We start from the raw sequence: 21,742 nt of genomic DNA on the forward strand, positions 1-21,742 counted from the left end.
TTTTCATTGCCCCATGACTGACTCCGCCAAGCCCACGCCCGCAGCCCCCGCAGCCGATACCCCGAATGCGAGGCTGACCGTACCCACGCCAGGCCTGGACAGCCTGGCCAAGTCCTTCGAGCCGGCCGCCATCGAAAGCCAGTGGGGCCCGCTCTGGGAAGGCAGCGGCATGTACGAACCGACGCTGGATACGGCCAGGCCCTCGTTTTCCATCCAGCTGCCGCCGCCCAATGTGACCGGCACCCTGCACATGGGTCATGCCTTCAACCAGACCATCATGGACTCGCTCACGCGGTACCACCGCATGAAGGGCGACAACACGCTGTGGGTGCCGGGCACCGACCATGCAGGCATTGCCACGCAGATCGTTGTGGAGCGCAAGCTGCAGGGCGAGGGCAAGAGCCGCCACGACCTGGGCCGCGAAAAATTCGCCGAAAAAGTGTGGGAATGGAAGGAAGAGTCTGGCACCACCATCACGCGCCAGATGCGACGCATGGGCGACTCGGTGGCCTGGAAACACGAGTACTTCACGATGGACCCGAAGATGTCCAAGGTCGTCACTTCGACCTTTGTGCAGCTTTATGAGCAGGGCCTGATCTACCGCGGCAAACGGCTGGTCAACTGGGACCCGATCCTGAAGTCGGCGGTGTCGGATCTGGAAGTCGAAAGCGAGGAAGAAGACGGTTTCATGTGGCACATCCGCTACCCGCTGGCCGATGGAAGCGGTTCGCTGACGGTGGCCACCACCCGGCCGGAAACGATGTTGGGCGACGTGGCGGTGATGGTGCACCCGGACGATGAACGTTACAGGCACCTGATCGGCCAGCTCGTGAAATTGCCGCTGTGCAACCGTGACATTCCGGTCATCGCCGACGACTACGTGGACAAGGCCTTCGGCACCGGGGTCGTCAAGGTCACGCCGGCGCACGATAGCAACGACTACGCGGTCGGCCAGCGCCACCAGTTGCCCATCATTGGCGTGCTGACACTGGACGCGACGATCAATGACAATGCGCCTGAAAAATTTCGCGGCATGGACCGCTTTGTGGCGCGCAAGGCCGTGGTGGCCGACCTCGAAGCCCAGGGCTTCCTGGTAGAAGTGAAAAAACACAAACTCATGGTGCCGCGTTGCGCCCGTACCGGCCAGGTGATCGAGCCCATGCTGACCGACCAGTGGTTCGTCGCCATGACCCAGGTCAGCGACAAGGACCCGACCGGCAAGTCGATTGCGCAAAAAGCCATTGATGCGGTGGACAGCGGCGCGGTGAAATTTGTGCCCGAGCAATGGGTCAATACCTACAACCAGTGGATGGGCAACATCCAGGACTGGTGTATCTCGCGCCAGCTCTGGTGGGGCCACCAGATTCCCGCCTGGTACGACGAGGACGGCAAGGTGTATGTGGCCGAAAGCGAAGCTGCTGCGCAGGCCCAGGCACCGGGCAAAACCCTGGTGCGTGACCCTGACGTGCTGGACACCTGGTACTCGTCGGCGCTGGTGCCCTTCTCCTCGCTGGGCTGGCCTGAAAAGACCAAGGAGCTGGATCTCTTTTTGCCGTCCAGCGTGCTGGTGACCGGCTACGACATCATCTTCTTCTGGGTCGCCCGGATGATCATGATGACCACGCATTTCACCGGCCAGGTGCCCTTCCACCACGTCTACATCCACGGCCTGGTGAAAGACGCGCAGGGCAGGAAGATGAGCAAGTCCGAGGGCAATGTGCTGGACCCGGTGGACCTGATCGACGGCATCGAGCTGGCACCACTGCTGGACAAACGTTCACAAGGCCTGCGCAAGCCCGAAACCGCACCGGCTGTGCGCAAGAACACCGAGAAAGAATTCCCGGCGGGCATTCCGGCCTACGGTGCCGACGCACTGCGTTTCACCTTTGCCTCGCTGGCCAGCCTGGGCCGCAGCATCAACTTCGACAGCAAGCGCTGCGAGGGCTACCGCAACTTCTGCAACAAGCTCTGGAACGCCACACGTTTCACGCTGATGAACTGCGAGGGCCAGGACTGCGGCCTGGCGGAACACACCAAGGAGCAATGCCAGCCCGGGGGCGAGTTCCACAACTACATGAGCTTTTCACAGGCTGACCGCTGGATCTCGTCAACCCTGCAGCGCGTGGAAGCCGATGTCGCCAAAGGTTTTGCCGAGTACCGCCTCGACAATGTCGCCGGCAGCATTTACCAGTTTGTCTGGGACGAGTTCTGCGACTGGTACCTGGAAATCGCGAAGGTTCAGATCCAGAACGGCAGCCCCGCCGAGCAACGCGCGACGCGCCGCACGCTGATCCGTACACTCGAGGCCATCCTGCGCCTGGCGCATCCGGTGATTCCTTTCATCACCGAGGAGCTCTGGCAAAAAGTCGCACCGGTCGCCGGGCTGAAAAAAGGCGAGTACATCGGCCAGGCCGCCTACCCGCAAAGCCAGCCCGGCAAGATCGATGCGCAGGCCGAAGCGCATGTGACCAAACTCAAGACCCTGGTCGACGCCTGCCGCAACCTGCGCGGCGAGATGAAGGTGTCGCCCGCCGCGCGACTGCCGCTTTTCGTAGTCGGCGACCACGCTTTCATGCGCCAGTCCGCGCCTGTGATCAAGGCGCTGGCCAAGCTCAGCGAGGTCAGGGTGTTTGAAAGCGAAACCGAATGGGCTGCGGCGGCGCAGGCTGCACCGGTGGCAGTGGTGGGTGAGGCGAGAGTCTGCCTGCACATGGAGGTGGATGTCGCCGCCGAGAAGGCACGCATAGGCAAGGAGATTGCCCGCCTTGAAGGAGAGCTGGTCAAGGTCCAGACCAAACTCGCGAACGAGGCTTTTGTGGCCAAGGTACCGCCGGCCGTGCTGGAGCAGGAGCGCAAGCGCCTGGCGGACTTCACCGCGACGCTGGAAAAACTTCGCGAGCAGCGGGTGCGCCTCGGCTGAACTCACGGGTGCGGCAACGCGCCAGGCGATGGCCGTTCTAACGGGCCTCGAACTCCGGTTCTGGCCATTGCGAAGACGACACCGTGCCGGGCAGTCCGAAGTCCATCGGGGCGCTGGGCACGGAATCCAGGCCCCGGTGTTGTCCGGCGGTGATCGCTTCATGCATGCGGTGCGCCACATACCAGCTTGAGCGCAGCCGCGCCTCCCGGGTGTGGGACCCCAGGCGTGGCGTGATAAACAGGTTCTTCAGACCCAGAACCGGTGAGCCGGCGGCCGTGAAATTACTCTCGGCGCCGTCCAGAATGCAGGCTTCGATGCGGCCATCACACAAGGCGGCAGCCAGCGCGTTTTCGTCGAACAGCGCGCTTCGGCTGATGCCCACCCACAACTGGCCGTGCTTGCAGGCGGCCAACAGTTTCTCGTTGACAAAGCTGCGGAAACGCTCGGCATAAAGCATCTGGACCGACACCGCATCCGCCTGGCTCACCAGCTCTGTCAGGGTCACCGGCTGGATGCGCAGGCGCTCCCAGATCGGCGCGGTATGGTGCACCGCCGGGTCGTAACCGATCAGGCGCACGCCAAGACTCGTCAGCATGCCGGCCAGCGTGTGCGCGGTCGGGGCCAGTCCGAGGATACCGACGGTGCTGCCGTGCAACTCGCGACCCATCTGGGTGCTGGGGTGGCGCCGCCCCATCAAGGCCGACACCACACCACGCCGGTACAGCAGCAGCAGGCTGCTCAGCAGGTACTCGGCATTGGAGCGCACGTTGGCGCTGCTGGCGTGAATGACCTTGATGCCGCGCTCCTTGCAAGCCTCCAGGTCGGTGTTGTCGGTGCCCACATGCAGGCGGCCGACGGCCTTGAGCCTGGGCATGAAATCGAGAAACTCGCGGGTCACCACCGTTTGGCGCGGAAACACGATGCCACGGCTCTTGTAAGCCGCCTTGCGCAGGACCACCATGTCCTCTGCGAGCTCGGGACGGTATTCCACGCGATGCCGCGTTTCGAGCCAGGCCATGGCCTCGGGAACCAATGCATCAAGAAGTAAGATGTCCACGTAGGCGTCCTGTTTGCTGTTATTCTTTTTTCGTCATGTTTCTGACTTGTGTCAGTAACGCAACACTCTAGTTCCATTCCCAAGCCAAGTAAATGAAAAAAGTCACAACTTTGAAAAAGGCGGTTTTCCCCGTCGCAGGCCTCGGAACGCGGTTTTTGCCCGCTACCAAGGCCCAGCCCAAGGAAATGCTCCCGGTTGTAGACAAGCCGCTGATCCAGTACGCGGTCGAAGAAGCCTACGCGGCCGGCATACGCCACATGATTTTTGTGACCGGACGCAATAAGCGGGCCATCGAAGACCACTTCGATACCGCCTATGAGCTCGAGACGGAACTTGAAGCCGCCAAGAAGCACCATTTGCTGGAAATTGTCCGCGCGATGAACCCTGGCGACATGGATTTTTCCTATGTGCGCCAGCCGCGCTCGCTGGGTCTGGGCCATGCGGTGCTGTGTGCAGAACACCTCGTCGGAGACGAACCTTTTGCGGTGCTGCTGGCCGATGACCTGATGGTTGGCGATCCCCCGGTGCTGGCGCAGATGGCCGCCCAATTCGAGAAGGTGCAGCAATCGATTCTCGCGGTACAGGAGGTGCCGCTGGAGCACACCCGGCGCTACGGCATCGTCGCCACAGAGCCAGTGGTCGATGGCCTGATGAAAGTCATCAAGATGGTGGAAAAGCCGGCGCCGGAAGAGGCACCCTCACGCATGGGGGTGGCAGGGCGCTACATCCTGACGCCAGCCGTGTTCCGGCACATACGCGGCCAGCCGACCGGCGTCGGTGGCGAAATTCAGCTGACCGACGGCATTGCAGGCCTGATGGGTGAAGAAAGCGTCTACGCTTTTCAGTACGCCGGCAAACGGTATGACTGCGGCAGCAAGGAAGGCTTTCTGGAGGCCACCGTCGAGCTGGCCCTGCAGCACCCCGACGTGGGAGCCCATTTCAGAAACTACCTGGAAAACCTGCAGATCGGCTGGTCCGGTCAGGAACGCAGAAAGCCGCAGTGAGCGGGTAACTGCGATTGACGGAACGTCAGCGACGTTTGAGCACGTGAGTGAAGTCGCCGCCTTCGGCTTGCTGCTCAACCAGTTCGTTGCCGGTCTGCTTGGCAAACGCCATGAAGTCGCGCGTTGAGCCGGGGTCTGTCGATACCACCCGGAGCAACTGACCGCTGCTCATCTCGGCCAGGGCCTTTTTGGCCTTCAGGATAGGCAGGGGGCAATTCAGCCCGCGGGTGTCTAGCTCTTTGTCGATGTGCATGCGTTTGTCCTTGGATGCGCTGATTTTAAGCACTTCCTGCGCTGGCACCTGCCTGCCACACCACACATCCGCTGCACCCCTGGAGATCGCCCAATTGCTACTATATTGATAGCTGCCGGCGCTTGGCAGACAAGGGCTGGAAGCAAAATTGTTATAAATCCCGAAAAGCAGATGCCCGATCCTGCGGGGCAGACCGGGCGTCAGGGGTCAAAAAAATCCTGCGCTTCTGGCTTATTTCATGCCGAATTTTGCCTTGGCATCGTTCTGGCAGGCATCCTTGGCATTGCCTGTGAGGGCATCACAACGTTCCTTCGCAGCCTTGTACAGGGCATCATTTTTGTCAGCGCTTGCGTCTTTTTTGGCATCTGCCATGGCCTCGGCCCTGTCCTTGTTGGCGTCGGCGCTGACCTTGCTCACCTTGGCATCGGCCTTCGCCTTTGTGCGAGCGGCTTTGGCGTCTTTCACGCAGACATCCTTCGGATTGCCATTGAGGTCATCACATTTTTCCTTGGCGATAGCGTAGGCGGCATCGGCCCTGGCCTCTGCCGCTTGCTGATTGTGGCGGGGGCTGGGCTTGTACTGGGCTTCCAGTTCAGCGTTGGCGATTTTCTCCGCGCCCTTCGCTTCCGCCTGGCAAATATCCCTGGCGTTCGCCGTCAGGGTCTTGCATTTGTCGCGCCCGGCTTTGTAGTCAGCCGTCACGCGGTCTTTCTGCGCTTTGTATTCGTCCTTGCTCAGCGCCATGGCGTTTCCGGCAAAGGCACAGGACAGGGCGAACGTGAGCATGACCAGTTTCGATTTCATGGGTGATTTCCTTTTCGATGAATTGGGATGTCTTTCACGGCACTACCGGAACGACGTCCGGCCAGCACTCAATAGCGCTCAAAAAACCCGGTTGGATTGCGTTCCTGAAAGGCATCGAGCTGCTTTTCAGCCTCGTCCTTGGCAATGCCGTGGCGCTCCTGGATCCGGCCCAGCAACTGGTCGCGCTTGCCGGCAATGATGTCGAGGTCGTCATCGGTGAGCTTGCCCCACTGTTCCTTGACCTTGCCCTTGAACTGCGTCCAGTTCCCTTCAATGCGATCCTCATTCATGGTGACTCCTTGTAGTGGATAGGTGCCACGCGGCTGGACAGCCATGCGGCAGGGAAATTCACTGTAAAAGTGCCGCCGGCAGCGTCGGGTAGGCACACGGGGGCGATGGGCGTAGGTGCCTGCCTACACCCCGAGCGCACCATACCGTGCTTAAAGCAAGACAGCCCGGGCAGGGATTCGTGCCCGTCGCCCGCGGCCTAACGCGCGCGCAATGAGCGGCCCAGCAGCAGTACCGGAAACAGACCGACCAGCACCAGGACCAGGGCCGGCAGCGCTGCCTCGCCCAGACGTTCGTCGCGGGCCAGCTGGTAGGTCACCACCGCCAGCGTGTCGCTGTTGAAGGGGCGCAGCACCAGTGTGGCCGGCAACTCTTTCATCACATCAACAAACACCAGCAGGGCTGCCGCCCCGATGGACCGTTTGAGCAGCGGCCAGTGCACCCTGGCCATGAGGGAAGCACCTGTGGTGCCGAGCATGCGCGCACTGTCGTCGAAACTGCCCGGTATGCGCGAGTAGCCGCTCTGCACGGATTGCAGCGCGACGGCGGTGAAGCGCACCAGGTAGGCCCAGACAATGCCCAGCGCCGTCCCCGTGATCCAGTAACCCGCGGAGGTTTGCGGGGCCACGGCCTGCAGCCAACCCACTGGAAGCAGCAGGCCGACCACGATCACCGCACCCGGCACGGCGTAACCCAGGCTCGCCAGTTGCGCCGCGACGCGTGTCAGCCAATGTGGCCGGCGGCGCAGCGCGAAGCTCAGACCCAGCGCCACAGCGGTGGCCAGCAAGGCGCTCAGGCCGGCAAGGCTCACGCTGTTGAGGGACCAGCGCACAAACTGCGTCCACGGCAACTCGCTCCAGCCGGCCACCAGGGGCCGCAGCATGAACACGACGGGCAGGACAAACCCCAGCGTGATGGGCAACGCGCACAAGGCCCACGCCAAACCGGCCCGCAGGCCGAACAAGGGGGTGGGCGCAGCGTCGGCAGCACCGGCGCGGCCACCGCGGCTGCCCGCAAAACGCATGCGTTTTTGCGCATGGCGCTCGATGCCCAGCAGCACAGCCACCACCAGCAACAAAACCGTGGCCAGTTGCGCCGCCGCCAGCCGGTTGTCCATGGCCAGCCAGGCCTTGTAGATGCCGGCGGTGAAAGTCTGGATGCCGAAATAGCTGGACACGCCGAAGTCCGCCATCGTCTCCATCAGCGCCAGCGCCACACCGGCTGCCACGGCAGGACGGGCCAGCGGCAGGGCCACCTCCCGAATGCGGCGCTGAAGCGGCGCGCCGAGCAGGCGGGCAGCTTCCATCAGATGCACAGCCCTCTCGGACAGGGCGGTGCGGGCCAACAGATAAACATAGGGATACAGCGTGACGGTAAAGACCAGCACCGCACCGCCCAGGCTGCGAATTTCAGGCAGCAGACGCCCCTGCCAGCCAAAACTCGCGCGCAGCCAGCTTTGCAGGGGCCCGGCGTATTGCAGGAAGTCGGTGTAGGCGTAGGCCACCACGTAGGCCGGCATGGCCAGTGGCAGAAGCAGCGCCCAGGCAAAAAACCGCCGCCCCGGAAACTCGAACAGCGTCACCGCACAGGCCGTGCCCATGCCGATCAGCGCAACGCCGATGGCGACAGAAAGGCACAGCAGCACGGATGTAAAGGCGTATTCCGGCAGGACGGTTTGCAGCATCTCCCGCAGGATGGGCAAGGACTGGCTGTCGAGTTCAAACCACGACAGCATCACCGACAGCACCGGCAGCGTGAGCACCGCCATCAGCAGAAACAGGGGCAGGGAGGAAAAAAAACGACGCAGCATGGATTCCCGAAAAAAACATCTGCCCAGGCCTCATGGCGGATATCTGATGCCGACAGGGGCCACACATCAGGCGAGTGCAAATGAGAATTGTAAGCATCTACAATTGAACCCATGTTCCTGGAACTTTCCAATCTGGTGGTGCATTACGCAGGCCGCTCCCGCCCAGCCGTCGGCGGCGTGTCGCTGGGACTGCGCACCGGGGAAATTGGCGTGCTGATCGGGCCCTCCGGCTGCGGAAAAACCACCTTGCTGCGGGCCGTTGCCGGCCTGGAGCGGGCCCAGGCCGGCAGCATTTCGCTGGCACAGGAAATCGTCAGCAGCGGCAAGCATCATGTGCCGGCAGAAGAGCGGCGCATCGGCATGGTGTTTCAGGACTATGCCCTGTTTCCCCACCTCGACGTGGGCCACAACGTGGCCTTTGGGTTGACACACCTGAAACCGGCAGAACGCCAGCAGCGCGTCAGCGAGGTGCTGGAGATGGTCGGTCTGGACAAGGCCCAGAAACGTTACCCGCATGAATTGTCGGGCGGGCAGCAGCAACGTGTGGCCCTGGCGCGCGCACTGGCCCCCCGGCCGCGCCTGCTGTTGCTGGACGAGCCCTTTTCCAATCTGGATGTGGATCTGCGCGAGCGCCTCGCGCATGAGGTGCGCGGCATCCTGAAGCTGGCCGGCGCCACGGCGCTGTTTGTCACCCACGACCAGCTCGAAGCCTTCGCCATCGGCGACCGTATCGGCGTCATGCACGAGGGCCAGCTGCACCAGTGGGATGAGGCCTACGAGCTGTACCACCGGCCCGCGACACGTTTCGTGGCCGAGTTCATCGGCCACGGCGTGTTCACCCACGCCCAGTTGACACAGCAGGATCACAACGTGGTGCTCCACACGGCACTGGGAGACCTCAGCGATGTGCTGGAGTGTCCCTTGCCGAGCGCCTACCCCGACGGCATCTGCGACGTGTTGCTGCGCGCCGACGACATCGTGCATGACGATGCGGCCCCGGTGAAGGCGAAAATCCTGCGCAAGGCTTTTCGCGGTTCGGAGTTTCTCTACACATTGCAGCTGCAAAGCGGCGAAACCGTGATGGCGCATGTGCCCTCACACCACGACCATGCGCTCGGTGAATGGATAGGCATTCGGGCTGAAGTCGACCACGTGGTGACCTTCCAGCGCGACGACCACTCGTCCGTCGCTGCCCAGGAACCTTAAGCGCCCTCGCGCAGCATGCGCTCCACTTCCCGCTGCAGATCGGCCGCCCAGGTGCGCCGGTCCCGGCCGTCGCAGGGCTGGAGGTTCCCGAAAGTGACCTCGGCGCGGAGATGCCGCACGTTCAGGGTTTCCCAGATCGACACGAAAATCGAATCATCGTCGATGTAACGCGGCGCAAAACAGGTCTGCCCGGTATCGGCATCGACAAAACGCAGGGCCACGGGCTGCACCGGTGCGTCCGCCGAAATTGCCGCCTGCAGCAAGTTGGCGTGAAAGGGCTTGAGGCGGGTGCCGTCGCCCGTCGTTCCCTCGGGGAACACGGCAAGCACGTCCCCGAGCTGAAGCTGCCGGGTCATGTGGTGCACCACGCGGTGGGCATCGCGCCTGGACTCCCGCTCTATGTACAGGGTACCGGCACCGCCGGCGAGCGTGCCGACCAGTGGCCAGTGCCTGATATCCGACTTGGAAACAAAGCGGCAGTAACGCGAGGCATGCAGCACCACGATATCCAGCCAGGAAAGGTGGTTGGCCACCAGCAGGGCCGGCCCCTCTGCCACGGGGGAACCCCTGACCAGCAGCTCGATGCCGACCATCTTCAACATGGCCATGGCCCAGACCTGGACACGGGCTTCTTTCGCCGGCTGCCCGAGCCGGGGAAACAGCGTCAGGATGGTCCAGATGCCGACCGCTATATGCGCCAGGGCGCGCAACAGGCGCCAGACGGCTAGCATGGCTTTCAGACCTCGTACGCGACTTGCCCGCCTACCAGCGTCCAGCATACGCGGGCCGGCAACTGGTAGCCGGAAAACGGCGTGTGTTTGCCCTGGCTGCGCAAGGTGTCGGGCTGCACTGTCCATTCAGCCTGCGGGTTGAAAACACAGATGTCGGCCACGCCGCCCTTGACCAGCTGCCCGGCGCTGGCCTGAAATGTCCCCAGAGCGCCGCCCAGGATGCGAGCCGGCTCACTGGTGAGCACAGCCAGCGCGCGGGACAGGCCCCCACCGCCGTCGGTGCCCCATTTGCAGGCCAGGCCCAGCAACAGTTCCAGCCCCGTGGCGCCCGGCTCGGCCTCGGCAAAAGGCAGGGTCTTCGCATCGGCCTCGACCGGGGTGTGGTCCGACACCAGCGCGTCGATGGTGCCGTCGAGCAGCCCCTGACGCAGCGCATCGCGGTCACGCTGCTGGCGCAGCGGCGGGTTCAGGCGCATACGGCTGTCGAAATAGCCAATATCAGTGTCCGTCAGGTGCAGGCTGTTGATGCTGACGTCCGCCGTCACAGCCAGACCGTCGGCCTTGGCCCTGGCCAGCAAGGCCACGCCGGCCGCGCTGCTGATGCGGCAGACGTGCACCCGCGCGCCGGTGACGCGCATCAGCTCGAACAGCGTGTGCAACGCAATGGTCTCGGCAGCCACCGGCACACCGCTCAGGCCCAGCCGGGTCGCCAGCGCACCGCTGGCCGCCACGCCCCCACCCAGCCAGCTGTCCTGCGGACGCAGCCAGACGGTGTAGCCAAAGCTGGCGGCGTATTGCAGGGCGCGCAGCAGTACCTGGGTGTTGGCCAGAGGCACCTCGGCCTGGCTGAAACCGACACAGCCAGCCTCTGTCAGCTCCACCATTTCAGTCAATGCCTCCCCCTGCAGGGCCCGCGTGAGCGCGCCCAGCGGAAACACACGCGACTGGTGCAGCTTCTCCGCACGGAACTTGAGCATCTCGACCAGGCCGGGCTCGTCAAGCACCGGATCAGTGTCGGGCGGGCAGACCAGGCTGGTGACGCCGCCGGCGACGGCCGCTGCCAGCTCGCTCTCGAGCATGCCCTCGTGCTCGTAGCCCGGTTCGCGCAGGCGCGCCGACAGGTCCACCAGGCCCGGCGCCACGATGCAACCCGTGGCGTCAATCGTGCGGTTCGGCGTGAAATCTGCAACCGTGGTTTTCAGCGAGAGGATGCGCCCGGCGGCAATCGCCACGTCGCCCACTTCGTCAAGGCCCGAAGCCGGATCAATGACACGGCCATTCTTAATGAGGATCTTCATGCTTCGTTCCCGGCAACAATACTCATCACCGCCATGCGCACGGCGATGCCGAAAGTGACCTGGGGCAGGATCACGCTTTGTGCGCCATCAACCACGGCGGAGTCGATTTCGACGCCGCGGTTGATCGGACCGGGGTGCATGACGATGGCGTCGGGCTTGGCAAGCTTGAGCTTGTCGTTGGTCAGACCGAAACTTTTGAAAAATTCATGGCTGCTGGGCAACAGGGCACCGGACATGCGTTCATTCTGCAGCCTGAGCATGATGATCACGTCGGCCCCCTTGATGCCCTCTTCCAGGGTGTGGCAGACGCGCACACCCATTTGCGCCATGTCGGCTGGCACCAGCGTTTTCGGGCCTACCACCCTCACCTCCGGACAACCCAGCGTGGTCAGCGCATGGATGTCAGAGCGGGCCACGCGCGAGTGCAGCACGTCGCCGACAATCGCCACGGTGAGGTTGCTGAAGTCCTTCTTGTAGTGGCGGATGGTGTACATGTCCAGCAGCCCCTGTGTCGGGTGCGCATGGCGGCCATCACCGGCATTGATCACATGCACATGCGGCGCCACGTGCTGCGCGATCAGGTAAGGTGCGCCAGATTCGCTGTGGCGCACCACAAACAGGTCGGCCGCCATCGCGCTCAGGTTGGAGATCGTATCGAGCAGCGACTCGCCCTTGGAGGCCGACGAGCGCGCAATGTCGAGGTTGATCACATCGGCCGACAGCCGCGTTGCCGCGATTTCGAAGGTCGTGCGGGTGCGGGTGGAGTTCTCGAAGAAGAGGTTGAAGACACTCTTGCCGCGCAGCAGCGGGACCTTTTTGACCTCGCGGTCGCTGACACTGACAAAGCTGGCAGCGGTATCGAGAATGTGGGTCAGCGTGGCTTTGGGCAGCCCTTCAATGGACAGGAGGTGAATCAGCTCACCGTTCTTGTTGAGTTGCGGGTTTCGTCGGTACAACACAATCAGACCTTTCGCAGGACGGCAGAAATGCAGGCGGAACTACCGCCGGTGCCGGCGGTCATGCTGTCGCCCCCTGCACCTGGAAGCTGAACTGGCCATCGTCACTGCGCGCCAGGGCCAGCGACTGCGACGCAGGCAGGGCCACCCGCGCAGCCGCAAAGTCGGCCTGTATCGGCAGTTCCCGGTCACCCCGATCCACCAGCACCACCAGCTTGACGCTGGCCGGCCGGCCGTAGTCAAACAACTCGTTGAGAATGGCGCGAATGGTGCGCCCGGTGTAGAGCACGTCGTCGAGCACGATGAGGTGGGCGCCGTTGACATCAAAAGGCAGCACGGTCTGACCGCTGGCCGACAGTCCGCGCTGGGAAAAATCGTCACGGTGCATCGCGGAGGACAGCGTACCGATGTCGTCAGCCAGCCCCAGATCGGTGCGCAGGCGCTCGGCCAGCCAGACGCCGCCTGAAGCCACACCTACCAGCCGCGGCGGGCGGTCATAGGTCGCCAGCAGCTGCTGCATGCCGCGCAGGACTTCGCGGTACAAGGCCTCGGCGTCCAGGGTCAGGCTGGTCATGAAAAACTCCTTAAAAACTGCTCGAGGATTATGCAGGCAGACACCGCGTCCGCGTCAGGCGCGCCCTGCGACAGCGCTTCGGTGGTGCTGTAGCGCTCGTCAACCTCGAACACCTGCAGACCGAAACGCCCGCGCAACTGGCGGGCGAATTTCCGGGCGCGTGCGGTGTTGTCGTGGCTGGCGCCGTCGGGATGGAAAGGAATGCCCACCACCAGGGCGTCGGGTTGCCACTCCCGGATTTTCAGGGCGATCGCCGCGAAACGGGCGTCGCCCTCGGCGGCGATGCTGCCTTGCGGCGTCGCCGTACGCGTCAGCCGGTTGCCGGTGGCAACACCGGTGCGTTTGACGCCAAAATCGAAAGCCAGAAATGTTTGCAGGTTGGCGGCCATGGCAGGCGGAGCCGCTGCACTCATGCGTGCCCTGCCTCGGGCGACAACATCCAGCTCTGCAGGCCCAGCAGCATTAATGCCTTGTCGTAACGCTGCTCGACCGGCGTGTCGAAAATCAGCGAGAGGTCCGCCTCCACGGTGAGCCAGCTGTTGTCGGAAATTTCGGATTCCAGCTGCCCTTCGCCCCAGGCCGAATAGCCCAGGGAGACAAACACCCTGCGGGGCCCGGCGCCCGTGGAAAGGGCTTCCAGCACATCCTTGGAAGTGGTCATTTCCAGCCCACCGGGGATGGTCATGGTCGACGCGTATACCGTTTCGCTGCCTTCGAGCATGCATTCATGGAGCACAAAACCACGCTCGATCTGCACCGGCCCGCCCTGGAACACGAGGGACTCGGTCAGGTCGTCGCGCCTCAGGGGCAAGGCCACCTTGTCGAACAGGCCCTGGAGGTTGATGTCGCTGGGTTTGTTGATCACCAGGCCCAGCGCGCCCCGTTCGCTGTGCTCGCACATGTAGACGACGCTTCTTGCGAAAGCCTCATCGTCCAGCCCGGGCATGGCAATCAGGAAGTGATGGGTCAGGTTGATCGGTGCAGAATCCAGTGCCATGTCGCAATTTTACGCGCTGCTGCTGCGTGCTGGAAGAAATAGCCGCCCGCCTGTTGCGCCATATCCCTGCGCCCCTCCCCTAACCCGCGCCACACCCATGACTGCTCCCGGAACATGAACAAGACATACGCCACGGGCCTGATGTGGTTCCGACGCGACTTGCGTATTGACGACAATGCGTCGCTGTACCACGCCCTCAAGGCCTGCCGCCAGGTTTTCTGCGTTTTCGTCCTTGACCGGGCCATTCTGGACGCCCTGCCGCGTGCCGACCGCCGCGTGGAGTTCATACGCGAGTCCTTGGTCGATCTGGACAGGCAGTTGGCGGAGTTGGGCCGCCACCATGGCGTGCTTCATGCCGGACTGATCGTGCAGCATGGTCAAGCGGACGAGGTCCTGCCGGCGCTGGCGCAGAAGCTGTCTGCCGAGGCCGTTTTTGCCGGCCACGACGACGAGCCCGGGTCGCTGGCACGCGACGCGCGGGTCAGCGGAGCGCTGGCAGGGAACGGCAGGGCGTTTCATAGCTTCAAGGACCACGTGATTTTCGAACGCAGGGAGGTGCTGACACTGGGCGGCACGCCGTACAGCGTTTTCACGCCCTACAAGAATGCCTGGCTCAGGAAGGTGGACGAGTTCTACCTCCGGCCCTACCCGGTGCACAACTACGGCGCCGCTCTGGCCGCCCTGCCTGCGGACAGCCGCACCGGCGTGCCCACGCTGGGTGACATCGGTTTTGCACCGACCAACCTCGCTGAACTGAAAATTCCCACAGGCAGCCTCGGCGGCACGCACCTGTTTGACGATTTCATGGCGCGTATCGACCAGTACCACGCAACGCGTGACTTTCCTGCGATCAAAGGGCCGAGTTATCTGGGAGTGCACCTGCGCTTTGGCACGGTCTCCATCCGCCGCCTGGCGGCTACCGCGCTGCGCCTGCAAAGCGAAGGCAGTGCGGGTGCCGCAGTCTGGCTCAGCGAGCTGATCTGGCGCGATTTTTATGCGCAGATCCTGGGCAATTTCCCGCATGTGGCCGAGCGCTCCTTCAAGCCCGCCTACGATGCCATCGCCTGGGAACAGGGGCCCCTTGCCGAGGCATTGTTTCAGGCCTGGTGTGAAGGCCGGACCGGCTACCCGCTGGTCGATGCAGCCATGGCCCAGATCAACCAGACCGGGTACATGCACAACCGTCTGCGCATGGTGACCGCCAGCTTCCTGGTGAAAGACCTGGGGCTGGACTGGCGCTGGGGCGAAAGGTATTTTGCCGAAAAACTCAACGACTTCGACTTGTCGGCCAACAACGGCGGCTGGCAATGGGCCGCCAGCAGCGGCTGTGACGCGCAACCCTACTTCCGCATCTTCAACCCGACGAGCCAGAGCGAAAAATTCGACGCTGACGGGAAGTTCATCCGCAAGTACCTGCCGCAGCTGGCCGGGCTGAATGGTGCCGACCTGCACAGCCCCTGGCTGGCCAAGCCCGTGGCGCTGGCGGCCGCCGGCGTCCGGCTGGGAGAAAACTACCCGCTTCCGGTCGTGCAGCATGACGCGGCGCGGGCACGGACCCTGCAACGCTACGCGCCTGTCAAGAAAACAGGCACCGAATGACCGCTCCCGTTTTCATAGCTTGAGGCGCTTGTCCAGCAAGGGCTGGACGCTCATTTATTTATGAAACGGCGGCTTCTGCGCTGCAATAGTGACGAATCAGGCTGAGCAATTCGTCCTCGGCATAAGGTTTGCCGAGGTAATGGTCAACGCCCAGTTCCTTGGCATGTTCGCGATGTTTCTCGGCAATGCGCGAGGTGATCATGATGATCGGCAAGTCGCTCAGGCGGGCATCACCGCGGATGTTGCGCGCCAGGTCGAATCCGTCCATGCGCGGCATTTCAATGTCGGACAGAACCACAGTGGGACGCTCCTCCTGCAGACGTTCCAGCGCCTGCAAGCCGTCAGCGGCCATGGAAACGCGATAACCCTCGCGCTGCAGCAGGCGCTGGGTCACGCGCCGCACCGTGATCGAATCGTCGACCACCAGAATCAGCGGAATCTGAGGTGTCACCGGCACGGGCGAAGCGACGGATAAACCGCGCCCCTCGTCAGCGCCCGATTGCTCGAGCATGTGCGGCTCGGCACTGTCGGAACTCCAGGCGCGCGCCTGCTGCCCGTAAACCGAGGCGAGTGCGACGGGGTTGTAAATCAGGACAACGGCGCCCGAGGCCAGTACCGACATACCCGCCAGACCCGGCAGGCGGGAAAGCTGCGGGCCCAGGTTTTTGACCACCACCTCCTGGTTGCCCAGCACCTCGTCAACATGCAGGGCCAGCCGCTGGGCGGCGCTTCGGAAAATGACCACCGGAGCGGTTTTCCCCTGGGGCTCGCTGCTCATGCGGGAGACCTGCAGCAAGGCGCCCGACCAGAAAAACGGCACCGCTTCGCCGGCAACATCGAGCACGCCGCTGTTGTAGGCCTGCTGCAAATCCTTCGCCGAAATCCGGCGCACGGTTTCGACCACGTTCGCGGGCACGCCGACCAAAGAACCACCGGCGCGCAACATCACCACCTGCGTCACCGCCGTGGTCAGCGGCAACACCAGCTTGAAGTTGGTCCCCTCGCCGGCGACAGTGCTGGTTTCAATGCGTCCGCCCAAGGCGTTGACCTCGGAGCGCACCACGTCCATGCCGATACCCCGGCCGGAAAGCTCGGTCACGTGCGACGCCGTACTGAAGCCTGGCATGAAAATCATGTTGGCCGCTTCGTCGTCGCCGATCTGCTGCCCCGGAGCCAGCAGGCCAGAAGCCACGGCCTTCTCGCGGATACGCTCCAGATTGAGACCGGCGCCGTCATCGCGGAATTCGACCGACACGTCATTGCCCGACTGCTGCAAGCTCACGGTAATGAGGCCACTGGGGTCCTTGCCCGCGTTGGTGCGGGTCTGCATATCTTCGATGCCGTGGGCCACGCAATTGCGCAACAGGTGTTCGAACGCAGGTGTCATGCGATCGAGCATGCCGCGGTCCATCTCGATCGTGCCGCCCTGCAGGTCCAGACGGACCTGTTTGCCGGTTTCCTTCGAGGCCTGGCGAACCACGCGGTAAAGCCGCTCGGAAATACCTTCAAATTCCACCATGCGGGTGCGCAGCAGATCGCGCTGCAGTTCACGCGTCTGACGTGCCTGGGCGATCAGATCGTCCTCGGTCGCTTCCACCGTCCGCTGCAAGGTACGCTGCACGGTCGCCACGTCGTTGACCGACTCGGCCATCATGCGGGTCAGTTCCTGCACGCGCGTAAAACGGTCGAATTCCAGCGGGTCAAAGCCGAGCTGCGCTTCCTTGGCCTGCTGCAAGCGCGACTGCATCTGCGTTTCAGAGTGCATTTCCACGTCACGCAGCTGCGCACGCAAACGGTTCAAGTTGCCGCTCAGGTCGTTGAGTGAGCCGCGCAACTGGTTCAGTTCGGCTTCCAGGCGCGACCGCGTGATCATCACCTCACCGGCCTGGTTGACCATGCGGTCCAGCAGCTGCGAACGCACGCGTATCGACCCCGACGACGCCGGTCGCAAGGGTTGCAGTGCGGTGGACTGGGCCACGGACATCATGACTTTGCGTGAGCCCGACGCGGCGGTAACTGCCGGCACGGCCTGCGAATCGGCATCCGTCTCCACAGCATCCGGTGCCGGGGCACCAGTTACCTCAACGGCGGCCGGGGAAAGCGGCGGCAAGGGTTCCAGCGCCTGGGCCGCGTCGCCGGGGTGACGCAGGGCTTCAAAGTTGGCCTGCATCGCGTCAAAAGTTGTCAGCAGCGAATCAAAATCCTGCGAGGCAGCAGCATCGGAGCCCATGTGCTCGATATCCGACTCGATCCGGTGCGCCATCTCGCCGAGTCGCATGGCGCCCGCCAGACGCGCACTGCCCTTGAGCGTGTGCAAGGCCCGCAACACTTCGTTGCGCGCGCCATGGTTGTCTGGACGAGCCGACCATTGCCGCAGGGCGCCGCCCAGCTGGGGCATCAATTCAGCGCCCTCTTCCTCAAAAATCGGAAACAGGTCCGGATCGATTACGTCGACCGCGTCAATCTCGTCATCCATGTCTTCACTGAATGCCGCGGACGCAAACGATGCAGCCGTTGCCACAGGCGCAGCAGGTGCTACTGCAGTCGTTGGCATGGCGGGCGACGCCGGCACCGCGACAGGCGCAGTGGCAACAGGTGCAACGGGCAAAACCTTGACGGTCACCGAGAGTGGCCGTTCCCGCGCCGGGAGTACCGTGCCCTTCATCGGAACGCCGGCAGGCGCTTCCGGGGCTGCCGGAGGGGTCGCGGCAGAAACTGGTTCCTGCAATGCAACGGGGGTCTCAGCAGCCTCCGGGATGGAGATATCCATGGAAGTTTGAGCGGCGTCGTCGCTAAAGTCGATTTCCCGCAAAGCCTGAAGAATTCCGGGATCGGGCTGCTTGAGAAAGCCAGCTGCAAACTGATGCAGCAGGCGCCGGATATCTTCGGCAGCGTCGATCAACAACTTGTTGTGCCTGCCGCTGCTTTGCCCATGCTGGATTTGCGTCTGCTGCAAGGCGTTTTCGAGCGCGCGCGCCATTTCAGACAGGGCTTCGAATCCAACCGTCGCCGAACTGCCCGCCAGCGAATGGGTGAGCGCGAGCGCGGAGTCGCCGATGGGGCGGTCGCGTTCCATCGTCCATTCCGTGACTTCGGTGACCAGCCGGCGCGACCACTCGTCAGCTTCATTGAGATAGACGTTGTAAAGCGGAATGCCAATACGCAACGAACCGATCACCTTGACCTGCTCGTCAGCAGCCGTTTCGCCGGATACCGGTTCATCGGAAGGATTCTCGAAAGATGCAGTCGACACATCTTTCGTCGCAAGGGCTGGAGACTGGATCTCACTGTCCCCCGGGAAGGCAAAGTCAAAATCTTGCCCGTCCCGCGTCGCCTCCAATGGGGGCAAGGCCGCCGGAGCTTGGGCAGACTTTTCCTCAACGGCAGGCTGACCCAGAAAATGCACGTCAAAATCGCTGGCCGACAATTCCAGCGGCTCGGCCTGTTCAGCCGGCGACGGATCTGCAAAATCCAAATCGAACACGATCTCCGAAGGCGTATTCGGCGCTGCGGGCGGCTCGGCGCCGACCGGTCCCGACAAGGCCGCGAGGCTGTCAAAGTCAATGCCTTGAATATCTGCCAGCGCTGACACCCCGGGTGCGGCAGGCGTCTCGACAGCAGGCGTCCCAGGCTCCGCATCCATCACCAGGTCGAAATCCAGATCCGTGCCCTCGACCACTGGCAACGGGGCTGCGTCCTGCCCTTGCTCAACAGGGGAGACGACACTCTCCGCAGCCGGCGCCTGCGGCGCGGCTGGCTGCTGGATCGGAATGAAACGCCCCTCCTCCCGCATCGCATCTGCACTGGCTCGAAATGCGGAGGACGTCCAGGTCGTCTCACGGCCCGAGGCAATGTCCTCGATCCATGCCGCAAACCCGTCCATGGCCTGCACACACAGCGCGCGGAATTCTTCATTGGAAGGCTTTTGCTCGGCCAGCCAGCCATTGAGCATTTGCTCCATGGCCCAGGCAGCTTCGCCAAACTCGTTGAGCCCGACCATACGGGAGCTGCCTTTGAGCGTGTGGAAAGCGCGCCGCAATATCGTCAGTTCGCCAATATCTCCCGGCTCAGTGGCGAGGGCGGCAAGCGCCGACTGCGCATGGCCAGCGACTTCGCGCGCCTCCTCCAGAAAGATATCGCGCAGGTCGTCTTCCTCGAAATCGTCAGCGCCGGTGGCCGAGCCCCGAGGCGCCGCCTCAGGGGCAGCAGCCGGGGCGGTAGCCGCCACCAGACTGGTGAGAGAACCCGCCCCGGACTGTGGGCCCTGCGCGGCAACGGCCAGAGCGGCATCACGGGCCGTCTGGGCAAGGGCCGGCTGGTCGGCCAGCGCCGCATGGGTTGCCAGAACATCGAGTTTGACGCTCAGACTTTCGGCAGAATCGCCAGCCTGGGCATCCTGAACGACGGACAGCACTTCCTGGGACAACTCGCTGTTGACCGTTACCGCCGCGGCTGCGTCCTGCGCGGTATGAATACGACCCATCAGGGGTTTGAGCTCACCCTTGACGTCGTCGTACACAAAAAGCTTTTTCGCGAGCGCCGGCTGGTAATTGAGCATGTCAATCAGGAAGCTCAATGCCCCCAGATTGTTGCCCAATTGCTCGAAGGCTCCGGAAGATCGCGCCAGCTGATCGTCCGCCGGTGTCACCAGCATCTGCTCCACGCTCTCGCGCATGCGCAGTACCGCCTGGGAGGCCTGATCCAACCCCAGCACGGACAACACACCACGCATTTGCGAGAGCTGGCCGGGAACCGCTGCCAGCGGCGCTTTTTCCTGCGGGTTGCGGAAAAACACATCCAACGATTTTTCGAGTTCGCTCAGGGAAATGCGCAGTTCGCCGACCACACTGCCCATCGTTTGTTTGTCGCTGACGCGGCGATACAACTCTTCCATCCACGACTCAAGCGGCTGCGCCTGGCCACCGCTTCGCGCGCTGTCGAGCCGCTGGGCCAGTCGGGCGGTCCGGATCGCCAGTTGCGGGTCGGCGGGATCGAGATCATCAAAAGCAGCTTCCAGGTAGAGCACGGCCGTGGCCACCTCAAGAGCCAGCTCGATGGGAGGCGCCAACCCGGAACGAACCGTCACTTCAATCACCTGTGTCAGCGCAGTGGCCAAGGGCTCACTGGGCGGATGCAGCTTGACCAGCGAATCGGTCACCAGACTGAACTGGTCAGCCACTGTCTTGAACTTGCTCACATCCCCCGCCGTCAGAGACGACCAGGTCTCCTTGGCCGAAACAATCCGTTTGCGGGCCTGGGCCAGCAGCGCCGGGTCGAAGCGGCCAAACTGCACCGCTTCGTAGTCAACCGGCTTGAACCGGGTCAGTCCATAGCTGGAGCGAATGGCTGACAGGACAGGAGTATCGGCGGCACGGGCTGCCACGGCTTGCGAGCAAAAAAACAGCAGGTCCTGGGCAAGCCTGTCCGACGCATCGGTGCCGCCCTTGGCAAAGGACGCATATTGCAGAAGCACGCGCGAAGCAGCGCGTTTGACGTAGAGATCCACCTTGAGCAGACCATGAGCCAGCGCTTCGAAATAGCCCGCTGCGATTTTCCAGAATGCCCTGGGTTCGCCCGCGGGCTCGGCCTGGGCAAATCCCAGGCACATATCCCTGAAGTTCTGGGCTGCCTGCGGGTCGCCCGTACGCATGATTTTCAGGACCAGCTGGTCCAGCGACTGCCTCGACGCATCATCGTAAGCGCCCGCGTTAACCGTGACCGCCAGCGCCGGGTCCATCCAGCGCCATTCGTACATCCAGAGGTCTGCCGGATGGATGCGATCCGCACCGACCAGCCCCTGCACGTCACGGTACTGGGGAAACAGCGAAACGGCTGAAACCGGCTTGTCAGCCAGCACCCCTTCGAGGTATTCGGTCAAGGCAAAACTGGCTTGCTCAACCTTCGCCGCAGCCTCCTGATTGCATTGCTCTGGCCGCTGCACAAACCGCTGCACAGCTGATTCCATCGCGCGCAGTACCAGCGCGGGCGCACCCAGACCGACCATCTCCAGCGCGCCGACAGCCTGGTGCAACTGCTGGCGCGCGATGCGCAACTGGCTCGCATCAAGGGCCGCTAGATCGGAGCCACGTGCCAATTCGGCGTCTCGCACAAACCGCTTCAGGGCCTTTGCAGCACCATCCAGGGATTTTCGAAGTTCGTCCAGCACCCACGCCAAGGGACCCAGATCATTCACGGCCAAGTCGAGGTCGGCAGGAGATGAATTCGGAGCGTTCAATTGCATAGAT

16 protein-coding genes are annotated in these 21,742 nt (G+C 63.1%); 4 read left to right on the forward strand and 12 right to left on the reverse strand.

The genetic code is table 11. From position 1 onward, the window contains the following. The first annotated feature begins 13 nt into the window (after positions 1-13). The gene (locus PSV26_RS09775) at positions 14-2,920 is read left to right on the forward strand and encodes a valine--tRNA ligase (protein WP_300570196.1); all 2,907 of its coding nucleotides are present in this window, start codon (positions 14-16) and stop codon (positions 2,918-2,920) included. 37 nt (positions 2,921-2,957) lie between these two features. On the opposite strand, the gene PSV26_RS09780 is transcribed toward PSV26_RS09775, so the two are convergent. Continuing rightward, positions 2,958-3,977 carry an NAD(P)-dependent oxidoreductase gene (locus PSV26_RS09780; RefSeq protein WP_300570199.1) on the reverse strand — a complete coding sequence of 340 codons (1,020 nt, stop codon included), beginning with the start codon at positions 3,975-3,977 and terminating at the stop codon, positions 2,958-2,960. Positions 3,978-4,069: 92 nt separating this feature from the next. Here PSV26_RS09780 and galU point away from each other — a divergent pair, with 92 nt between their 5' ends. Beyond that, the gene (gene galU / locus PSV26_RS09785; RefSeq protein ID WP_300518197.1) at positions 4,070-4,981 is read left to right on the forward strand and encodes a UTP--glucose-1-phosphate uridylyltransferase GalU; all 912 of its coding nucleotides are present in this window, start codon (positions 4,070-4,072) and stop codon (positions 4,979-4,981) included. Positions 4,982-5,006: 25 nt separating this feature from the next. Here galU and PSV26_RS09790 read toward each other — a convergent pair whose 3' ends face one another. From PSV26_RS09790 to PSV26_RS09805, 4 genes are all read right to left on the reverse strand, one after another. Continuing rightward, positions 5,007-5,234 carry a sulfurtransferase TusA family protein gene (locus PSV26_RS09790; protein WP_096671316.1) on the reverse strand — a complete coding sequence of 76 codons (228 nt, stop codon included), beginning with the start codon at positions 5,232-5,234 and terminating at the stop codon, positions 5,007-5,009. A gap of 231 nt (positions 5,235-5,465) precedes the next feature. Next, on the reverse strand, positions 5,466-6,038 hold the full coding sequence (locus tag PSV26_RS09795) for a hypothetical protein (RefSeq protein WP_300518195.1): 573 nt from the start codon (positions 6,036-6,038) through the stop codon (positions 5,466-5,468). 68 nt (positions 6,039-6,106) lie between these two features. Beyond that, on the reverse strand, positions 6,107-6,328 hold the full coding sequence (locus PSV26_RS09800) for a CsbD family protein (protein WP_300518192.1): 222 nt from the start codon (positions 6,326-6,328) through the stop codon (positions 6,107-6,109). Positions 6,329-6,525: 197 nt separating this feature from the next. Beyond that, positions 6,526-8,136, reverse strand: a complete 1,611-nt coding sequence (locus PSV26_RS09805) for an iron ABC transporter permease (protein WP_300518189.1) — start codon at positions 8,134-8,136, stop codon at positions 6,526-6,528. 111 nt (positions 8,137-8,247) lie between these two features. Between PSV26_RS09805 and PSV26_RS09810 the strand changes: the two genes are divergently transcribed. Next, positions 8,248-9,342: an ABC transporter ATP-binding protein gene (locus PSV26_RS09810; RefSeq protein WP_300570202.1), complete on the forward strand. Its 1,095-nt coding sequence runs from the start codon at positions 8,248-8,250 to the stop codon at positions 9,340-9,342. Here PSV26_RS09810 and PSV26_RS09815 read toward each other — a convergent pair. From PSV26_RS09815 to PSV26_RS09840, 6 genes are read right to left on the reverse strand one after another with little or no spacing between them, the layout of a single operon-like run. Continuing rightward, the gene (locus tag PSV26_RS09815) at positions 9,339-10,073 is read right to left on the reverse strand and encodes a 1-acyl-sn-glycerol-3-phosphate acyltransferase (protein ID WP_300518183.1); all 735 of its coding nucleotides are present in this window, start codon (positions 10,071-10,073) and stop codon (positions 9,339-9,341) included. The two genes, PSV26_RS09810 and PSV26_RS09815, sit on opposite strands and share 4 nt — an antisense overlap. Before the next feature lie 5 nt (positions 10,074-10,078). Continuing rightward, complete coding sequence (locus tag PSV26_RS09820; protein ID WP_300570205.1) at positions 10,079-11,371, reverse strand: dihydroorotase; 1,293 nt, start codon at positions 11,369-11,371, stop codon at positions 10,079-10,081. Continuing rightward, positions 11,368-12,330 carry an aspartate carbamoyltransferase catalytic subunit gene (locus PSV26_RS09825; RefSeq protein WP_300518177.1) on the reverse strand — a complete coding sequence of 321 codons (963 nt, stop codon included), beginning with the start codon at positions 12,328-12,330 and terminating at the stop codon, positions 11,368-11,370. Before PSV26_RS09825 ends, PSV26_RS09820 begins: the two co-directional genes overlap by 4 nt. 58 nt (positions 12,331-12,388) lie before the next feature. Further along, positions 12,389-12,901 carry a bifunctional pyr operon transcriptional regulator/uracil phosphoribosyltransferase PyrR gene (gene pyrR, locus PSV26_RS09830; RefSeq protein WP_300518174.1) on the reverse strand — a complete coding sequence of 171 codons (513 nt, stop codon included), beginning with the start codon at positions 12,899-12,901 and terminating at the stop codon, positions 12,389-12,391. After that, on the reverse strand, positions 12,898-13,314 hold the full coding sequence (ruvX, locus tag PSV26_RS09835) for a Holliday junction resolvase RuvX (RefSeq protein ID WP_300518171.1): 417 nt from the start codon (positions 13,312-13,314) through the stop codon (positions 12,898-12,900). Before ruvX ends, pyrR begins: the two co-directional genes overlap by 4 nt. After that, a complete protein-coding gene (locus PSV26_RS09840; protein WP_300518168.1) occupies positions 13,311-13,898 on the reverse strand; it encodes a YqgE/AlgH family protein in 588 nt (195 codons plus the stop codon). The genes ruvX and PSV26_RS09840 overlap by 4 nt, the downstream gene beginning before the upstream one ends. Before the next feature lie 114 nt (positions 13,899-14,012). Between PSV26_RS09840 and PSV26_RS09845 the strand changes: the two genes are divergently transcribed. Continuing rightward, positions 14,013-15,497: a deoxyribodipyrimidine photo-lyase gene (locus tag PSV26_RS09845; protein ID WP_300518165.1), complete on the forward strand. Its 1,485-nt coding sequence runs from the start codon at positions 14,013-14,015 to the stop codon at positions 15,495-15,497. A 58-nt stretch (positions 15,498-15,555) separates the two neighbouring features. Here the strand turns inward: PSV26_RS09845 and PSV26_RS09850 are convergent, their stop codons facing one another. Next, positions 15,556-21,738, reverse strand: coding sequence for an Hpt domain-containing protein (locus tag PSV26_RS09850; RefSeq protein ID WP_300570208.1), 6,183 nt, complete (start codon positions 21,736-21,738; stop codon positions 15,556-15,558). Positions 21,739-21,742: the final 4 nt, after the last annotated feature.

Source organism: Polaromonas sp., from assembly GCF_029945685.1.
Lineage (GTDB): Bacteria > Pseudomonadota > Gammaproteobacteria > Burkholderiales > Burkholderiaceae_C > Polaromonas.